The organism is bacterium (assembly GCA_041648665.1).
Classification (GTDB): Bacteria; UBA10199; UBA10199; order 2-02-FULL-44-16; family JAAZCA01; genus JAFGMW01.
In genome coordinates, this window is the sequence record JBAZOP010000071.1 from 1 (window position 1) to 14,684 (window position 14,684).

Annotated in this window: 16 protein-coding genes; 14 read left to right on the top strand and 2 right to left on the bottom strand. The window is 61.6% G+C overall.

The window, feature by feature from the left end; genetic code table 11:
- The 8 genes from WC683_15560 to WC683_15595 form a co-directional block, all read left to right on the top strand.
- Positions 1-442 (top strand): heat-inducible transcription repressor HrcA (locus WC683_15560; protein ID MFA4974027.1); only part of this gene is annotated, 442 nt, incomplete at its 5' end.
- 10 nt (positions 443-452) lie between these two features.
- Complete coding sequence (gene grpE, locus WC683_15565) at positions 453-1,025, top strand: nucleotide exchange factor GrpE (protein MFA4974028.1); 573 nt, start codon at positions 453-455, stop codon at positions 1,023-1,025.
- Between the two features lie 33 nt (positions 1,026-1,058).
- Positions 1,059-3,002, top strand: coding sequence for an ABC transporter substrate-binding protein (locus WC683_15570; protein ID MFA4974029.1), 1,944 nt, complete (start codon positions 1,059-1,061; stop codon positions 3,000-3,002).
- 8 nt (positions 3,003-3,010) lie between these two features.
- On the top strand, positions 3,011-4,006 hold the full coding sequence (gene thiL / locus WC683_15575; GenBank protein ID MFA4974030.1) for a thiamine-phosphate kinase: 996 nt from the start codon (positions 3,011-3,013) through the stop codon (positions 4,004-4,006).
- The gene (locus WC683_15580) at positions 4,003-4,992 is read left to right on the top strand and encodes a hemolysin family protein (GenBank protein MFA4974031.1); all 990 of its coding nucleotides are present in this window, start codon (positions 4,003-4,005) and stop codon (positions 4,990-4,992) included. Before thiL ends, WC683_15580 begins: the two co-directional genes overlap by 4 nt.
- Before the next feature lie 42 nt (positions 4,993-5,034).
- The gene (locus WC683_15585; GenBank protein MFA4974032.1) at positions 5,035-6,291 is read left to right on the top strand and encodes a hemolysin family protein; all 1,257 of its coding nucleotides are present in this window, start codon (positions 5,035-5,037) and stop codon (positions 6,289-6,291) included.
- A complete protein-coding gene (gene larC, locus WC683_15590) occupies positions 6,291-7,460 on the top strand; it encodes a nickel pincer cofactor biosynthesis protein LarC (protein ID MFA4974033.1) in 1,170 nt (389 codons plus the stop codon). The genes WC683_15585 and larC overlap by 1 nt, the downstream gene beginning before the upstream one ends.
- Positions 7,461-7,582: 122 nt before the next feature.
- The gene (locus WC683_15595; protein MFA4974034.1) at positions 7,583-7,930 is read left to right on the top strand and encodes a hypothetical protein; all 348 of its coding nucleotides are present in this window, start codon (positions 7,583-7,585) and stop codon (positions 7,928-7,930) included.
- Between the two features lie 68 nt (positions 7,931-7,998).
- Here WC683_15595 and WC683_15600 read toward each other — a convergent pair whose 3' ends face one another.
- Both WC683_15600 and WC683_15605 read right to left on the bottom strand, forming a co-directional pair.
- Positions 7,999-9,651: a Na/Pi cotransporter family protein gene (locus WC683_15600; GenBank protein MFA4974035.1), complete on the bottom strand. Its 1,653-nt coding sequence runs from the start codon at positions 9,649-9,651 to the stop codon at positions 7,999-8,001.
- A gap of 49 nt (positions 9,652-9,700) precedes the next feature.
- Complete coding sequence (locus WC683_15605; protein ID MFA4974036.1) at positions 9,701-11,065, bottom strand: MFS transporter; 1,365 nt, start codon at positions 11,063-11,065, stop codon at positions 9,701-9,703.
- A 225-nt stretch (positions 11,066-11,290) separates the two neighbouring features.
- Here WC683_15605 and WC683_15610 point away from each other — a divergent pair, with 225 nt between their 5' ends.
- The 6 genes from WC683_15610 to WC683_15635 all read left to right on the top strand — a co-directional run.
- Positions 11,291-11,488 (top strand): hypothetical protein, encoded by a 198-nt coding sequence (locus WC683_15610; GenBank protein ID MFA4974037.1) that lies wholly within the window; start codon positions 11,291-11,293, stop codon positions 11,486-11,488.
- A 1-nt stretch (position 11,489) separates the two neighbouring features.
- Positions 11,490-11,984 (top strand): hypothetical protein, encoded by a 495-nt coding sequence (locus WC683_15615; GenBank protein ID MFA4974038.1) that lies wholly within the window; start codon positions 11,490-11,492, stop codon positions 11,982-11,984.
- Entirely contained in the window at positions 11,981-12,811 is an 831-nt protein-coding gene (locus WC683_15620; GenBank protein ID MFA4974039.1) for a Tad domain-containing protein, read from the top strand. The genes WC683_15615 and WC683_15620 overlap by 4 nt, the downstream gene beginning before the upstream one ends.
- A gap of 27 nt (positions 12,812-12,838) precedes the next feature.
- On the top strand, positions 12,839-13,171 hold the full coding sequence (locus WC683_15625) for a hypothetical protein (protein MFA4974040.1): 333 nt from the start codon (positions 12,839-12,841) through the stop codon (positions 13,169-13,171).
- Positions 13,143-13,994 (top strand): Flp pilus assembly protein CpaB, encoded by an 852-nt coding sequence (cpaB, locus tag WC683_15630; protein ID MFA4974041.1) that lies wholly within the window; start codon positions 13,143-13,145, stop codon positions 13,992-13,994. Before WC683_15625 ends, cpaB begins: the two co-directional genes overlap by 29 nt.
- 16 nt (positions 13,995-14,010) lie before the next feature.
- Positions 14,011-14,684, top strand: a 674-nt coding sequence (locus WC683_15635; GenBank protein ID MFA4974042.1) for a pilus assembly protein N-terminal domain-containing protein, incomplete at its 3' end; no start/stop codon positions are given.

Genomic DNA, 14,684 nt, shown 5'->3' on the forward strand with positions numbered 1-14,684 from the left:
CGAGAAGGCGCGGAGGGAGCTCGCCGCGACCCGAGAGGACTATGACAGGATACTCATGAACGCCATGTCGCTCTCCGAGGAGCTGCTCGCCGCGATACCGAGCTCGGATCTCATGGTCGACGGGGAGATGCAGCTCCTGGCCGAGCCGGAGTTCGCGCAGGCGGAGAACTTTCGCAGGATAGTGGAGGCGCTTGAGGAGAAGAGGTCGATGCTGAGCCTCCTGGAGAGATGCCGCGACGGCCAGGGGGTGCGCATCTTCATCGGCTCCGAGGCGCACATCGCCGGAGTGGACGCCGTGGGTATAGTGGGCGCGCCTTATCTCAAGGACGGCAAGGTGGTGGGCGCGATAGGGGTGATCGGCCCGATGCGGATGGACTATTCGCGTGTCGTCCCGATAGTCGATTTTACCGCGAAGATATTGAGCGACGTGCTGGACTCATAGGGAGAGCATGATGAGCAAGAAGTCGTTGGATCACAAGAAGACGGAACGCTTCGATCAGAGGAACGCCGAGGAGGAGTCCGAGGCTCAGGCCGCAGAGGTCAATCAGGGCGACGAGATCGAGGCGCAGATACTCTCGGCCGAGAAAGAGGCGAAGGAGCACTACGACAAACTCCTGCGCGTCATGGCCGACTTCGACAACTTCAAGAAGCGCATGTCCCGCGAGCGCGAGGAGATGACCAGGTACTCCAACGAGAAGCTGCTCTCCGAGATACTGCCCGCGCTGGACGATCTGGATCGCGCGCTCGATCATATCCCGATCGACGCGTCGAAGGATGTGGCTGACTTCGCCGAAGGCGTCACGATCGCCCGCCGCTCGCTCGCCTCCACCCTGGATAAATTCGGACTTGCGGAGGTGAGCGCTCAGGGCGAGCGATTTGATCCCGCGATCCACGAGGCGATAGCCACGGTGGAGAGCGAGAGCGAACCGGGCAGCGTGATCGCCGTGCACAGGAAGGGATACACGCTCTTCGACCGGCTGCTTCGGCCGGCGATGGTCACTGTAGCGAAAGAGCCTCAAGGCTGAAGCGCAGCCTTCGAGTCGATAGCGGGGGGAAAGATGAAAAAGATCATTTTGGCGCTCACGCTCATCGCGTTGGCAGCCGGCTGCGCTACCTTCGGCGGCGGGGGCGTAGGCAAGGCGAAGTACCCGAACGCCATCACCCCCCCTGCACAGGCTGAGTTCGACGCGGCCAAGGCGCTCTACGACGGCCAGAGGCTGTCGGACGCCGATGCGGCGTTCGCGAGATTCATAGCGGACCAGCCATACACGCAGCTCACCGACGAATCCAGATTTCTCCGCGGCGAGATCACCTTCATGAGGGGCGCCTATGCCGCTGCGGCCGAGGCGTACAGGAGCGCGTATTCTCAGATAGAATCCCCTCTCGTCGGTCCGAAGGCGCGCTTCAAGGCCGCGTTTTCGCTTCACAGGCTCGGCAGGAACGACGCCGCGCTCAAGGAGCTGAGGGGGATAAACCGAAGGCAGGCGAGCCGGGTTTTGCTCCTGCGCGCCGACTCGCTCGGCGTCAGGGCATCTGAGGCGCTGAAGCGGCCGCTCGGCGAGTACGTTGTCTGGGAGCTGTGGCTGCTGGACGATTATTCCAGCGCCGCATCCGCCGAAGGAGTGGGCGTGGAGGGCGAGAGGCTGGTGTCGGAGGCCGACGCGCTCGATGCCGTGCGCAAGTGGGTGGCCGACAAGGGGGTCACCTCCTCTCAGGTGGAGATCCTGCCGCTGAAGGAGATGAAGGGAAAACGCTCGGGCGGGTATGCGATGTACAAACAAGCGCTCGCCCACCACAGCGAGGGCAACACCGCGTACGCTGCGAAGCTGCTCAGATCATACACGTCGAGCTATCCCAAACACGAGTACTTCGGGGCGGCGCAGCTCCTCATGGGCGAGCTGGGAGGCGTGGTCGGCGAGGGTGCCGGGATCGCGGTCGGGGTGATACTGCCGCTCTCGGGCAAAAATGCCCTCTACGGCGGCTCCGTGCTCCACGGCATCGAGTGCGCGATAGGGCTCTATCAGCCGTGCACAGGCCCCGGCGGCGTCAGACTGGTCGTGCGCGACTCCGCTTCTCTCCCCGGCGGGGCCGTAGCTGCGGTCGATGAGATCGCACAGGACAGGGATGTCATAGCCATAATCGGCCCGTTGGAGTCGGCCGACGCCTTCGCTGCGGCCCAGCGCGCGCAGGAGCTGAAAATTCCCATAGTCTCGGTCTCGCAGCGCAAGGGTGTGGCCGAGATCGGAGAATACACGTTCCGCAATTCGACATCCCAGGAATCGGAGATGCGGACGCTGCTCGACTACGCGATAGGCACGCGCGGATGGAAGCGCTTCTTCGTGATCTATCCCGACAACAAGATGGGCGGCGAGTACAGGGTCCTCTTCTCCGAACAGGCCGGGAAGATGGGCGGCAAGGTCGTATCCACGCGTTCGTACAAACAGGGGCAGCTCCAGTTCGTCAACGATCTGAGGGGCAGAGGGGCTGTCGAGACGATGGCCGTCAGCAACACGCTGGATCTCTCCACCTCTGCGGCGTACGATGCGGTTTTCATACCCGATTCCCCATGGGTGGTGGGCTCGCTCATGCAGGTCCTCATGCTGTCGGGCGACAAGAAGGTGCAGCTGCTCGGCGTGCCGAGATGGAACAACCCGAAACTCGTGGAGAGGGGCGGCGAGTACGTGGAGGGAGCGGTCTTCGTCGACTCATTTTTCAAGGGCTCGCCCGATGGCGAGGCCTCTTCGTTCGCCGCGAACATAAGGGGCGCGTACGGGGTCGAGGCCACGCTGCTGGAGGCGCTCGGCTACGACACGATGAGGATGATATACGCCGCGGCCAACGAGAAGGGCGCATCGGGCCGGGAGTCCATGAAGGACGCCCTGTCCGGCACTCAGGGCTTCCCAGGCGTAGCCGGCAACACGAGCTTCGACGGGAACGGGGACGCACAGCGCAGGATGTTTTTGCTCACGGTCAGCGGCGGACAGATCAGGGCGGTGAAATAAACAATCCCATGACGGAATTCGAACTCATCGAGCTTCTGACCCGCGGGGTCGACAGGTCGGCGACTGATCTTGCCGCGGGCGTGGGCGACGACTGCGCCGTCATATCGGGCCCTTCCGGAAGGCAGTGGCTCGTCACCACGGATCTTTTGTTGGAGGGAACGCACTTCGATCTCGCCTTCACCGATCTCGCTACGCTGGGGCGCAAGGCGCTTTCCGTCAATTTGAGCGACATCGCGGCCATGGGCGGCGCGCCCAGATTCTGGCTTGCCTCCATCGCGTTGCCGGGTTCGATCGGTGCGGACGGGGCGGGTCTCATCTACAAGGGGATGCGCGATGTGGCAGGCGAGCACGGGGCGATCCTGATAGGCGGCGACACTTCGTCGAGCAGAGAGAGGCTCATGATCTCGGTAACGGCCGTGGGCGAGTGCGCCTCCGGCTGCGCCGTGATGCGAAGCGGGGCTCACCCCGGCGATGCGTTGTACGTCACGGGCGAACTGGGCGGATCGGCGTTGGGGCTCGCGCTAATGCGGCGCGGGATTACGGACAGGGGCGCGGAGCCGTTCGTGGAGAGGCACAACGATCCGGTGCCGCGCGTAGAGGCGGGTCGGGCGCTCGCAGCAAGCGGCGCGTTGACTTCGATGATAGATGTGAGCGACGGGCTGATGGCCGACCTCGGGCACATCGCAGACGCCAGCGGTACGGGCTTCGAGATAAAGGCGGATCGCGTGCCGATCGGTCCGCGGTTCGGCGAGTTTGCCGAGAAGGTTGATTCCGGTCTTTGGGGCTTCATCCTCTCCGGCGGCGAGGACTACGAGCTGGCATTCACGGTCGACGCTGCCAAGATCGCCGAGTTTGAGCGCGATGCGATGCGGAAGGCGGGCGTGAGGGTCACGAGGATCGGCGAGATGCTGAAAGATCCGTCGGCCAGGCGAGCCATGCTCGCGGACGGCAGCGAGCTCGGCCTGTCATCGATCGGTTTCGATCATTTTCGGGGGCAGGCATGAATCTCCTCCCGGTCTTTTTCTTCCTGATGTTTTGCTCCGCCTTCTTTTCCGGTTCCGAGACGGCTCTCTTCTCCCTGTCCAAGGTTCAGGTGCATCGCTTCCGCGAGGTAGACACCAGGACCGCGGCCAGGATCATCGCTTTGCTCAAGGCGCCTCGCCAGACGCTCGTCACCATCCTGTTCGGCAATGAGTTGGCGAACATATGCATCTCCATCGTGGGCGCCGCCATCGTCGGCAGGATGATGGAGGGGAGCATGAGGGGCCAGACCATCGTCGCGATCGCGGTCATAACTCCGATCGTCATGGTCTTCTGCGAGGTCACCCCCAAGAACGTAGCGCTGCGGTACGCCGAACAGGCTGCGTGGCTCGTGGCGTTTCCGATCAGCGCTTTCGCGAGGGTCATCGCTCCGCTGCGCGCTGTTCTCACCTGGTTCGCCAGGAAGATGGTCCTGCTCTTCGGGGGCACGGTCGACAGTGCGGAGCCGATGATCATGGAGGAGGAGTACAGGAGGCTCGTGGACATGGGGCTCAAGGAGGGGGCGATCGAAGAGGAGGAGCGCGAGATCATACACAACGTCTTTGAGTTCACCGACAAGAAGGCGGGCGACATCATGACCCGCGTGGAGGCGATCTTCGCGCTGCCCGTCGACCTTCCCACGGAGCGCCTCATGGATGAGCTGGCCTCCACGCAATGGAGCAGGGTGCCGTTCTACGAGGGCGAGAGGTCGAGGATCATAGGAATTCTGCATGTGCGCGACCTCTTTACCTTCAACATGCGGCGCAAGGCCGGCGAGGCGCCTGAGCTCAAGGATTACCTCAAGGATCCCCTCTGCGTCGCTGCATCCACGCCGCTGGAGGAGCTGCTCAGGGAATTCCAGAGGACTAGGATGCACATGGCCATCGTGACTGATGATGCCGGAGGGCTCAAAGGTCTCGTGACTATGGACGATGTGCAGCATGAGCTGTTCGGGGAGATAGAGGAATAAAAAAGACCGTGACTGGTGACTGGTGACCGGCGGTGAAACATCATGAGTGTGGCGTTTGTAATAATCATTCTGTTCATATGCCTGCTGCTCGAGGGGTTTTTCTCCGGCAGCGAGATCGCGGTGGTGAGCGCGGACAAGTTCAAACTCGCGCTCGCCACCGACGCCGGCTCGCAGAGGGCGCGCATGGCCCTGCACCTGGTCAAGAGGCCGGGCGTATTCTTCAGCACCACGCTGCTGGGCACCAACCTGTCCGCCATCACCGCATCGGTTGTCTCAACATTTTTCATAATCGATCGCTTCGGCGAGGCCTACGCCCCGTTGGCCATCCTCTACTGGCCCTTCGCGCTGGTCTTCGGCGAGATCGTGCCCAAGAGCATCTATCAGCACCATGCGGACAGAATCGTGCTGCGGGTGGCGCCGCTTTTGTTCGGCGTCTCCTTCGCGCTGTACCCGGCGGTCTGGATCTTCTCCAAGCTCACGGATATTCTCCTCGGCGGTGTGAAGAAGCGCGCGGCGTTCGGCCATCCCATCACGCGCGACGAGCTGGAGCTGATGATCGAGATGGGAGGCCCGGGCACGAGCGACGTTCGCCCCGCGGAGCGCACCCTGATCTCCAGACTCTTTGACCTGGCGGACAAGCGAGTGGAACAAATCATGACGCCCCTGGTCGACGTGATCACGGTGCCGGTCAAGGCGACCCACGACGAGGCGTGCGGGGTGATGGACCACCACGGATACTCCCGCGTGCCCGTGATAGACGGCGACGCGTTCAACGTCGTGGGCGTGCTGACCGGCGTGGACCTGCTCTTCGGCGGTGAGCAAAAGGGCGTGCGTGAGCTCATGCACAAGGCCTACTTCGTGCCCGAGGAGATGCCGCTCGACGAGCTGCTCATCGAGATGAAGCGAAGGGGGGTTTCTCTGGCGGTCGCGGTCGACGAGTACGGCGCGGCGACCGGCATAGTCACGGTCGAGGACCTGCTCGAGGAGGTCGTGGGCGAGATCAGGGACGAGCATGACGAGGAGCCGCACCTGTACAGCAGGGTCGGCAGATTCCGCTACATCCTTTCGGGGAGGCTAGAGGTCGGCCACGCGAACGACAGGCTCAAGCTCGAGATCCCGGCGGGGCCGTACCAGACGGTGGCGGGGTTCGCCATACACGAGATCGGGAGGATACCGAAGGCGGGGGATTCCTTTGTATCCGGCCGCTATGAGTACAAGGTGACAAGGGCCACGGACAGGGCGGTGATCGAGGTCGAGGCGTGGCGCGCGGCTGACAAGCCGGAAGGCGAGAGGGTCTGATGTCCATAGCATACTTCGATTGTTTTTCCGGCGCATCAGGCGACATGATACTCGGCGCCCTCGTGGACGCAGGCGCCCCACTCACGAAGATCACGAGGGAGCTTACGAAACTAGGGGTCGGAGATTTCAGGATCGAGAGAAAGAGGGCGAAGGGTTTCGCCGGCACGGACCTACGAGTCGTTGCGATCGAGGAGCCGGATCACGCCCACTACGCGGACATAGACGCCGCCGTGGCGGCGAGCCGGATCTCGAAGGGCGCGAGGGAGCTGGCGAGGGATGTCTTCAGGAGGCTGGCCGAGGCCGAGGCGAGGGTGCACGGAACCACGATAGAGCGCGTCCACTTCCACGAGGTCGGCGCGGTGGATTCCATAGTCGACATAGTTGGTTCTGCGATCGCGTTCGAGCACATGGGCTTCGGCGAGATCCACTGCTCGCCTCTTCCCCTGTCGAGCGGCACGGTCCGCTGCGCGCACGGAGAGCTCCCGGTGCCTGCGCCTGCGACGCTGGAACTCATCCGCGGCGTGCCGCTTGAGAAGACGAACGTGAAAGGCGAGCTCGTCACGCCCACCGGAGCTGCGATCCTCACCGCGGTGGCGTCTCATTTCGGCGCCTGCCCCCTGCAGCGCATCGACAGGGTGGGCGTGGGTCACGGCGACCGCGAGATAAAGGGGCGGCCCAACATCCTGCGGCTCATGATCGGCGATGGCTTCCGCGCCGTAGCGATCGAGGCCGACATCGACGACATGAACCCCGAATTATTCGAGAACGCCATGGGGAGGATGTTCGCCGCAGGGGCCGTGGACGTAACGCTCCAGCCGATACAGATGAAGAAGAACCGCCCAGGGGTCAGGCTCGCCTGCATCGCCCCCTGGGATGCGAAAGAACGCGTCATCGACGCTGTGCTTAATGAGACCACCACCTTTGGCGTGCGCTATTGGCCGGCGGAGAGAAAGATGCTGGCAAGGGAGCTTGGGACATCGAAGATCAAGGCAGGCAGGTTCAACCTCAAGATCGGCCGCGACGAATCCGGCCGCATCGTCAAGGCCATGCCCGAGTTCGAGGACGTAAAGCGCCTCGCCTGCAAGGCGAAGAGGCCTGTGGTTGATATATATAATGATGCGATGGTCGAGGCCAGAAAGCTGCTCAAGGCTGGCCGGAAAACGCCGTAAATTGCGGTATTTAAGACCTTTACACCAATAACTCCTTGACTCTCAAGGGGAAATCGACTATCCACCCGCCCTCGTCCTGCCTACCGGCAGGCAGTTATATCTAGAAGAAAGGTGAGGGAGTTATGTCTCTGAATCAGAAGTACACTTGGCTGGATTTCCTGAAGGAACACCCTGAGCATCGCGAGAAGGGGATGAAGCGCACAAGCTCCGAGGGGAAGAAGGCCTTCGAGTCCGCGTTCAAGACCCACGCCAAGCAATACCTCGACAACATCGAGAAGCGCTACGAGCGCGAGATCGAGCGCTCGAAGAAGGCGCGCACTGAGCGCACCGAGAGGGTGAAGACCGCTGCCAAGGCCAAGAACTTCTCCAGGGCGCGCATGGCTCAGGCCAAGGTCGGCCGCGCGGACGCGGCCATCGCCCAGATCGAGCGCCAGAAGAAGCGCGCGCAGGCGGCAAGGAAGAGCCTGTAAAAAAGAGAAAAGCATGAAATAAAAAAGACCCCGCCAATGCGGGGTCTTTTTTTTCGGTGAGTCAACTCTCAGGCACCCTCGCACGCCAGTTCGGCTATTCGGGTGATCCGCGAGTTTATCCTCCTCAAGTTCGTCAGTATGTCCATGTGGATGGAGCTTGTGTCGAAGCTCTCCTTCAGCCCCTTGTGCAGCCTGCTTATGTGCGCGTGCCTGAGATCCTGCTCCACCGCGTTCATGTGCTCCTCGTGGCGGCGGAGTTTCATGGCTATCTCTTCGTGGGGTTGCGCCAGCGCCAGCATCATGAAGTTGAAGTTCTCCATCACCATGGTCTGGAAGCTGCGGAGATCGTGCCACCCTTGATCGGAGAAGAGCCTGCGCCACTGGGCCTTCTTTCGCGCCAGCGAGGCCAATTCCTTTGATATGATGTCGCCTATCTCCTCCATGCCGGCTGCTATGCTGATGAGCGCTATCTGAGTCTTGGATTGCTCCTCGGAGATCTGCTCCGTGGTGACCTGCGCTAAATAGAATCTGATCGCCTTTTCGAGCAGGTCTATCTTGTCGTCCTCCGTCTCTATCCTCTCCATTATCTCCCGGATGTCCTCGCCTTTGCTGAACATGCGCAGGCAGTCCGCAGTCAGCTGCTGTGCTATGGAGCCCAGCCTCATTATCTCGCGCTTCGCCTGGGCGAAGGCTATGGCCGGAGTCTGCAGGGCCGACTTGTCCAGATAGAGCGGACCGAACGGCTCTTCCTTCGGAGGAGGCATCGGGAGGATAGTCTCCACTGTTTTCACCAGCGGTTTGAGCAGCGGCATGAAAAGAGCGACTACCCCCAGGTTGAAGAGTATGTGGGTGAGCGCGATCTTGGAGGCGATGCCGGCTGCGTACTCCGGAAAGACGCCGGATACGAACAGGTCCGCCCTGTCGGTGAGCGCCGCCAGGTGCGGGATGAACGGGAAGACGATCGCCACACCGATGATCTTGGTCAGCGTGTGGGCCAGCGCCACCCTGCGCCCCGCGGTTCCTCCGCCGAGCGAAGCGAGCACCGCTGTGACGCAGGAGCCGACGTTGGCGCCGAGCACGATGGGGATCGAGGCCTCGAACGTGATCGTGCCCGCGAACGCCAGCGCGATCGCGATCCCTATCATGCCCGCGGAGTGCACTGCGCCGGCGAGTATCGATGAGCCGATGAGCGTGGCCAGCGGATGCGCCGAGAGATACGCGAAGACTTTGAGTGCGGCCTCGCTTCCCTTGAGCGGGCCGGCGGCCAGGGTCATGAGGTGCATGCCGTAGAATATGAGGCCGAAGCCCAGCACTATGGCGCCTGCGTCGCGCATCTTGCGGCTGCGGCCGAACGCTTGCACCGCCACGCCGAGCGCTACGATGAGGAGCGCCAGATCGGTGATCTCCTTGATCGAGAGCAGCACCACCACCAACGTGGTGCCGATGTCGGCGCCCAGGAGGACGGCGCTCGCCTGAAAGAGGTTGAGCAGCCCGGTCTCGGTGAACGAGACCAGCATGGCCGAGGTGGCGCCCGAACTCTGCAGCACTATGGTTACGAAGGCGCCGAAGATCAGGGCTGCTATGCGGTTTCCGGCTACGTGGCCCATGGCGGCGCGCAGCCTGTCGCCCGCCAGGACCTCCAGGCCCTTGCGGGCGCGCTTGAGCCCAAGGAAGAAGAAGGCGACGCCGCCTATGAGGACAGACCAGCTGAACGTCTCCATGGGGCGTGATTATAAGGATATGAAACGAGTTGTCGAGGAGTTCCGGAACTCATTCTTCTTCTATGAACGGCACAGGCTCTGCTTTGGGCGGTATTTCCCTGATGTGGCGGCGCCTGTCCATGCGATCCGTCACCGACTTGAAGATCAAGAGAAATAGAAAGGCCGCGAAACCGATGGCGGCAAACACGTACCATATGTAGTGCGCATGGGCGTAGGCGGCAGCCGTCTGACCCGGCGCAATCGTCTTTGGGTCGGGGCAGAATGCCTCCAGCAGATACCCTGACATGATGAACCCGACGAGCCATGCAAAAAATGTGGTGAGATAGGAATACCCCATGTACAGACCCTCCTCATTTTTCGGGGCCTGTTTGGAGGCGTACTCGTAGAAGCGCGGAGACAAAAAGCACTCGGCCAGTCCCTGCAGCGAGATCCCTAATATCATCATGATCGTGATCGGGTGCATCACGGCGATTCCGATATCGATAGAGGTTCCGAAGGCATTTTGAAGCAGGGGCGACAGCGCGATCGTCAATGCGGATATCGGGATGAGAAACATCGCAATCGCGATCGATCCGACCGGCCGAAGCCGTCTCACCAGGTGAGTTATCGGTATGACGCAGAGGACGACGATCAGCGGGTTTATGTTTGCAAGCCACTCGGGCGATGCATGCTCGCCGATGAGGCGGATCGTGTATTTGGGCATCGTGGCATAGAGCTGGCCCTGGATAATCCAAAAACCCGCCACGATCAAAATGAGGGCCATGAATCTGAAATTTTTGATAACCCGCTTCATCCCATTGAATATCTCTTTGACCGGTTTTGGCGTGCTCACGATGCGCGGGCTCTTGTATAAAAAGAAGGTTATTATCAGGCCCACGAGGGCCATCGCAGCGGCAAAGTAATTGATGTATTCGAGCCCGAACTCTGTGCGGAGCGGCTTTGCCATCGACTTCCCCGCGAACGAGCCGATGTTGACCATCTGATAAAAAATTGAAAATGCCCGGGCGCGGTGCGCGTCGTCGGAGCACTTGGCGACGGTGCCGGTGATGATGGGCTTGATCCCCGCGCCGCCCAGCATGATGAGCGCAAGCGATATGATGGCCGTGGATTTTAGCTGGGATGCGCCCAGCAACGCATAGCCGCAGGTCAGGAAAGCGAACGAAAGGATCAGGGCCGCGCGAAAACCTGTCCGATCGGCAAGCGCGCCGAGCAGGGCAGGCATGAAATACAAAAAGGCGGCGAAGAACGCGACCACGAAGCCGGTCTCGACGTCGGTGAACCCCACGCGATTCGTGAGATAGAGTGTGAGCGCTATGAACATCGCATAATACGCGCACCTCTCGAACAACTCGATTACGTTCGCTGTCCAGAATTCCTTCGGGAACTTCCACGAGAGCTTTGCAGTGTGGGTCACAGTGCCTCCATAGGGATGTTGATGGAAACATATATCCCAATCCTTCTTGAAAGCACAACCGGGAATTCCCCGGGTTTACCGGGTGCCCTGTTTCTGTGCACCCCTGCTGCGAATCGCTGCATGCCTGCCCCCTCCGAATGCGCTAACTCGCTGATTTTCAGCGAGTGCCTGTTTGGCACGTCCCCTGCAATGCCAATGTCTCGTCAATGAGAGAGGAGGGCTGATATGCGTTTTGGATTCTTGAGGGGAAAGGGCGGGCAGTCGGCTACCGAGTACATGCTGATCCTGGCCGTGGTGGTGCTTGGGCTGGTCTCCGCAGCCAGCCATTTCATTCCTGCGTTCAATCAGGCGGTGGCGACCCTCGCACAGAACGTCTCGGGGTGGCTCGTGACCAACCAGCAGATGTCGAATCCGGGGCAATGACATGAGCGCGATCGCAAAGGTGCGCGGCGGGATCAGTGGGCAGGTGGCCTCTGAATTTGTTTTGATGCTGCCGATCTCAGCCGGGATCATAATCACAGTGCTGGGGATGGCCTTGTCGGGCGTGCGAGGGGTCGTGGCGCAGGCGTCGGCGATGCGCGGGGCCAGGGTCGCTGCGGTCTTCCAGGACGACTTCGTCGATGACGAGCTCTACGCGTCGCTTGATCCCGCGATATTCGGGTCGAATTCATTTCAAATAACGGCAGAGGCCGGCGGCATGAGGACGTCCAACGAGCTCGAAGGAATTTTCGAGCTCCATGCCTCCCCCAACGCGGCGCTGACAAGCGGCCCCATGAACACCTCCTGGTTCATGAGGGCGAGTCCCGTGACGCCGGCCCTGCCTGAGGGTTTGCACGACGCGCAGCTCCGGGGAGGCGATACGCCTTCGCCTTATTGCAGATCCGATGGAGGGTACGAGGCATGCGGATGGCCGGAATGAATCGCCCCCAAGGTTCTGTGACCGTCCTGATGGTCGCGGCGCTTCCGCTCATGGTCGCTGCCCTGATCGTCATAGTCGAGATCGGCCGCATCTCGGTCGCGCGCGCCAGGTTGCAGACGGCGACGGACAGGGCCGCGTATGCAGGGGCCGCGTCGCAGGCCGATTCGATGAACAGGCTCGCGAAATCTAACTGGCGAATCTACAAGGCCTTCAGAGATTTGGAGAGCGATTTTGCCTCCGACAGCCAGCAGGACGAACAGGCGGCAAGGCAGCGCATAGAAAAATACGAAGCGGAGAGGGGCAGGGCGATCGACGAGATGGGCGGAGTGCTCGGGGATATGCAGGATGCGTCTGAAGCCGCCGCAAGATCTACGCTCGCGTCGAACTATCCCTCCGCATCCGCAGGCGTCTCCATCTCCGGCGACATTGAGATCGACGATTCACAGGACCCTGAGCAGCAGTGGAGCGAGTTGGGCTACAGCCACATAACGGGCGATCTCTATCTGGACCCGGAAGACGTGGACGGCGGGAGTTACGAGGCGCTGAAATATATGATCAAGGAAGGCGCCGGCGGGGCGGCGATAGGGGTCTTTGCCAGCGCGTGGGTCGAGCCGCTGACCGCAAATACCTTCATGGGCGAAGGCGTCGAGGTGTTCGCCTCCTCTGCGGCCGGCGCCTTCGGAGGTTCGCTCGAAGATTTCGCGCAGAAGGAATCGGAAGACCTCGATTCGGCTGAAGGATGGGAAACGGAGGAGGGGACGGATGCGCTCTACAGGGCGTCGTTGATTCCGCTCTGGGCGATTGGCGTAGAGGGATTCGACAACTGAGATTCATAATTAAACCGGGTCGTCTGCATGGATAATGATCGAGGATCAGCATCAGTTGAGGTCATGGCGATGGCGCCGATAGCGGCGCTGTTCATCGTCGTCGCGTTGCAGCTTTCCCAACTCTTCTCGCATGCGGTGGCGGACGTGGCCGGCGCTGATGCCAGGGCCGCCCGCGCGGTGCGCGCGTGGGACGCGGCGAACAGTTGGTCCGGGTTTCACAGGCCGTGCCTCGAAGAGATGCCAGAGCTATCTTTTTCATCAGGCGGAGGGCCGCTGGCGATAGGGGTCGGTCCGTTCGTGAGATACGCGGCTGTGCCGCAGGAGGTGAGAGTTGTCGCAGAGCCTGTTTGTTCGCATTAAAGGTTTGCTGGAAAAGAGGCCCGCCGCCGTCGCGCTGTTCGCAGGGCTGTCCGCCGCGCTGCTGGCCTCAGGCTATCTGTCGCGCCGAGAGGCGGAGATGCTTCGGATCGCGGAGCCGGTTCATGTGGTCGTTGCTTCGCAGGACATAGGCGCAGGCCTCGCCATCGACGAGGAGAACGTAGCAGCGGCGGATGTCCCTCGCCGATTCGTGACGCCGGGCGCGCTCGGCTCCGTGGAGGAGGCCAGCGGCAGGGTCGCCATGGTCTCTATCGCCAAGGGGACGCAGCTCAACCATGCGATCGCGCGTTTCTCCGGCAAGGGCAGCGGCGTCTCCTCGCTCCTGCCTGCCGGCATGCGGGCGTTTTCAATCGCTGTTCCAAGATCCGGCGCCGCAGCAGGGCTTGTCTCCCCTGGGGACCATATCGACGTGCTCGCGACGTTCGATCTGGGAGACCGATCCTCGTCGCAGATGACCACGCTTTCGATCGTCAAGGGTGTGAGGGTCCTGGCCGTGGAGAAGAGCATTGCAGGGGCGCCGCTGGAGGATTCGAAGACGAATTCGAAACAGGGTATTTTTTCGGGCGCCATGGGTCAGGGGCAGGGGGCAAGGGAGATATCCGTCACCCTCGCGGTGAACCTGGAAGAGGCGCAGGCGCTGGCGTTTGCCCAGCAGGCCGGCGCCTTGGCCCTGGCGATACGCCCTCCTGACGATGCCGATCAGGATGGCGGAGTCTCGCCCACGACGATCTCAACCATAGTTGAGGGAGCAGGAGGACTTTCGCCCATGCGCAAACCTTTCAAGGAGTACAGGGGCGCGAGATGAAAGACAGGATATTGCCATGAAAAAAACCGCATACGCTCTGATCGCAGCGGCGATCGTGACGGTGATCGCAGGCTTAGCATCGGCCTCATCAGAGAAGACGCTGATCAAGGGCCAGTCTGAGACCATCTCTCTCGACTACGCGATAGGCGACGTGGCGGTGGCGGATCCGGCCGTCTGCGACTACCTCGTGGCCCAGGATCGCAGATCCATATACCTCAACGCTCGCGGCGGCGGCCAGACGACGCTCACGATCTGGGATTCCGCAGGTACGATGCGCGACGAATACTCGGTAAGGGTCGTCACGACCACGCTCAAAGAGGCGCTCGAACAGGTGCAGGGCGGCGTGGGCAGCCTCTCGGGTGTAACGGTCGAGCTGCGCGACGGCAAGGTGGAGATCGGAGGCGCGATCGCAGACCCGGACGACTTCAGGAGCATAGAGGCGATGTCCAGGGCCGATCCCCGCGTGCGCAGCAGCGTGAGGATCACGAGCGACGTGCTTGGCAAGGTGGAACAGGCGATCCGCGACGAGCTGGGCGTTCCTGGTGTAACGGTGAGGACTGTGAGGGACAGGATTGCGCTAGAGGGAACCGTATTTTCAGCGGCCGATGCAAAACGCGCAGCCGAGATAGCGAAACTCTACACGCCGTACGTGATGGATCTCATGGAGGTGCGAGAGACGGGCCGCAGCGT

Excerpts from the sequence above, each read along its gene's own strand:
- WC683_15620 (MFA4974039.1), top strand. The coding sequence starts at position 11,981 with ATGAATCGCCCCCAAGGTTCTGTGACCGTCCTGATGGTCGCGGCGCTT.
- larC (MFA4974033.1), top strand. The coding sequence starts at position 6,291 with ATGTCCATAGCATACTTCGATTGTTTTTCCGGCGCATCAGGCGACATG.
- WC683_15625 (MFA4974040.1), top strand. The coding sequence starts at position 12,839 with ATGGATAATGATCGAGGATCAGCATCAGTTGAGGTCATGGCGATGGCG.
- WC683_15585 (MFA4974032.1), top strand. The coding sequence starts at position 5,035 with ATGAGTGTGGCGTTTGTAATAATCATTCTGTTCATATGCCTGCTGCTC.
- WC683_15615 (MFA4974038.1), top strand. The coding sequence starts at position 11,490 with ATGAGCGCGATCGCAAAGGTGCGCGGCGGGATCAGTGGGCAGGTGGCC.
- WC683_15610 (MFA4974037.1), top strand. The coding sequence starts at position 11,291 with ATGCGTTTTGGATTCTTGAGGGGAAAGGGCGGGCAGTCGGCTACCGAG.
- WC683_15580 (MFA4974031.1), top strand. The coding sequence starts at position 4,003 with ATGAATCTCCTCCCGGTCTTTTTCTTCCTGATGTTTTGCTCCGCCTTC.
- WC683_15595 (MFA4974034.1), top strand. The coding sequence starts at position 7,583 with ATGTCTCTGAATCAGAAGTACACTTGGCTGGATTTCCTGAAGGAACAC.
- thiL (MFA4974030.1), top strand. The coding sequence starts at position 3,011 with ATGACGGAATTCGAACTCATCGAGCTTCTGACCCGCGGGGTCGACAGG.
- grpE (MFA4974028.1), top strand. The coding sequence starts at position 453 with ATGAGCAAGAAGTCGTTGGATCACAAGAAGACGGAACGCTTCGATCAG.
- WC683_15600 (MFA4974035.1), bottom strand. The coding sequence starts at position 9,651 with ATGGAGACGTTCAGCTGGTCTGTCCTCATAGGCGGCGTCGCCTTCTTC.
- WC683_15570 (MFA4974029.1), top strand. The coding sequence starts at position 1,059 with ATGAAAAAGATCATTTTGGCGCTCACGCTCATCGCGTTGGCAGCCGGC.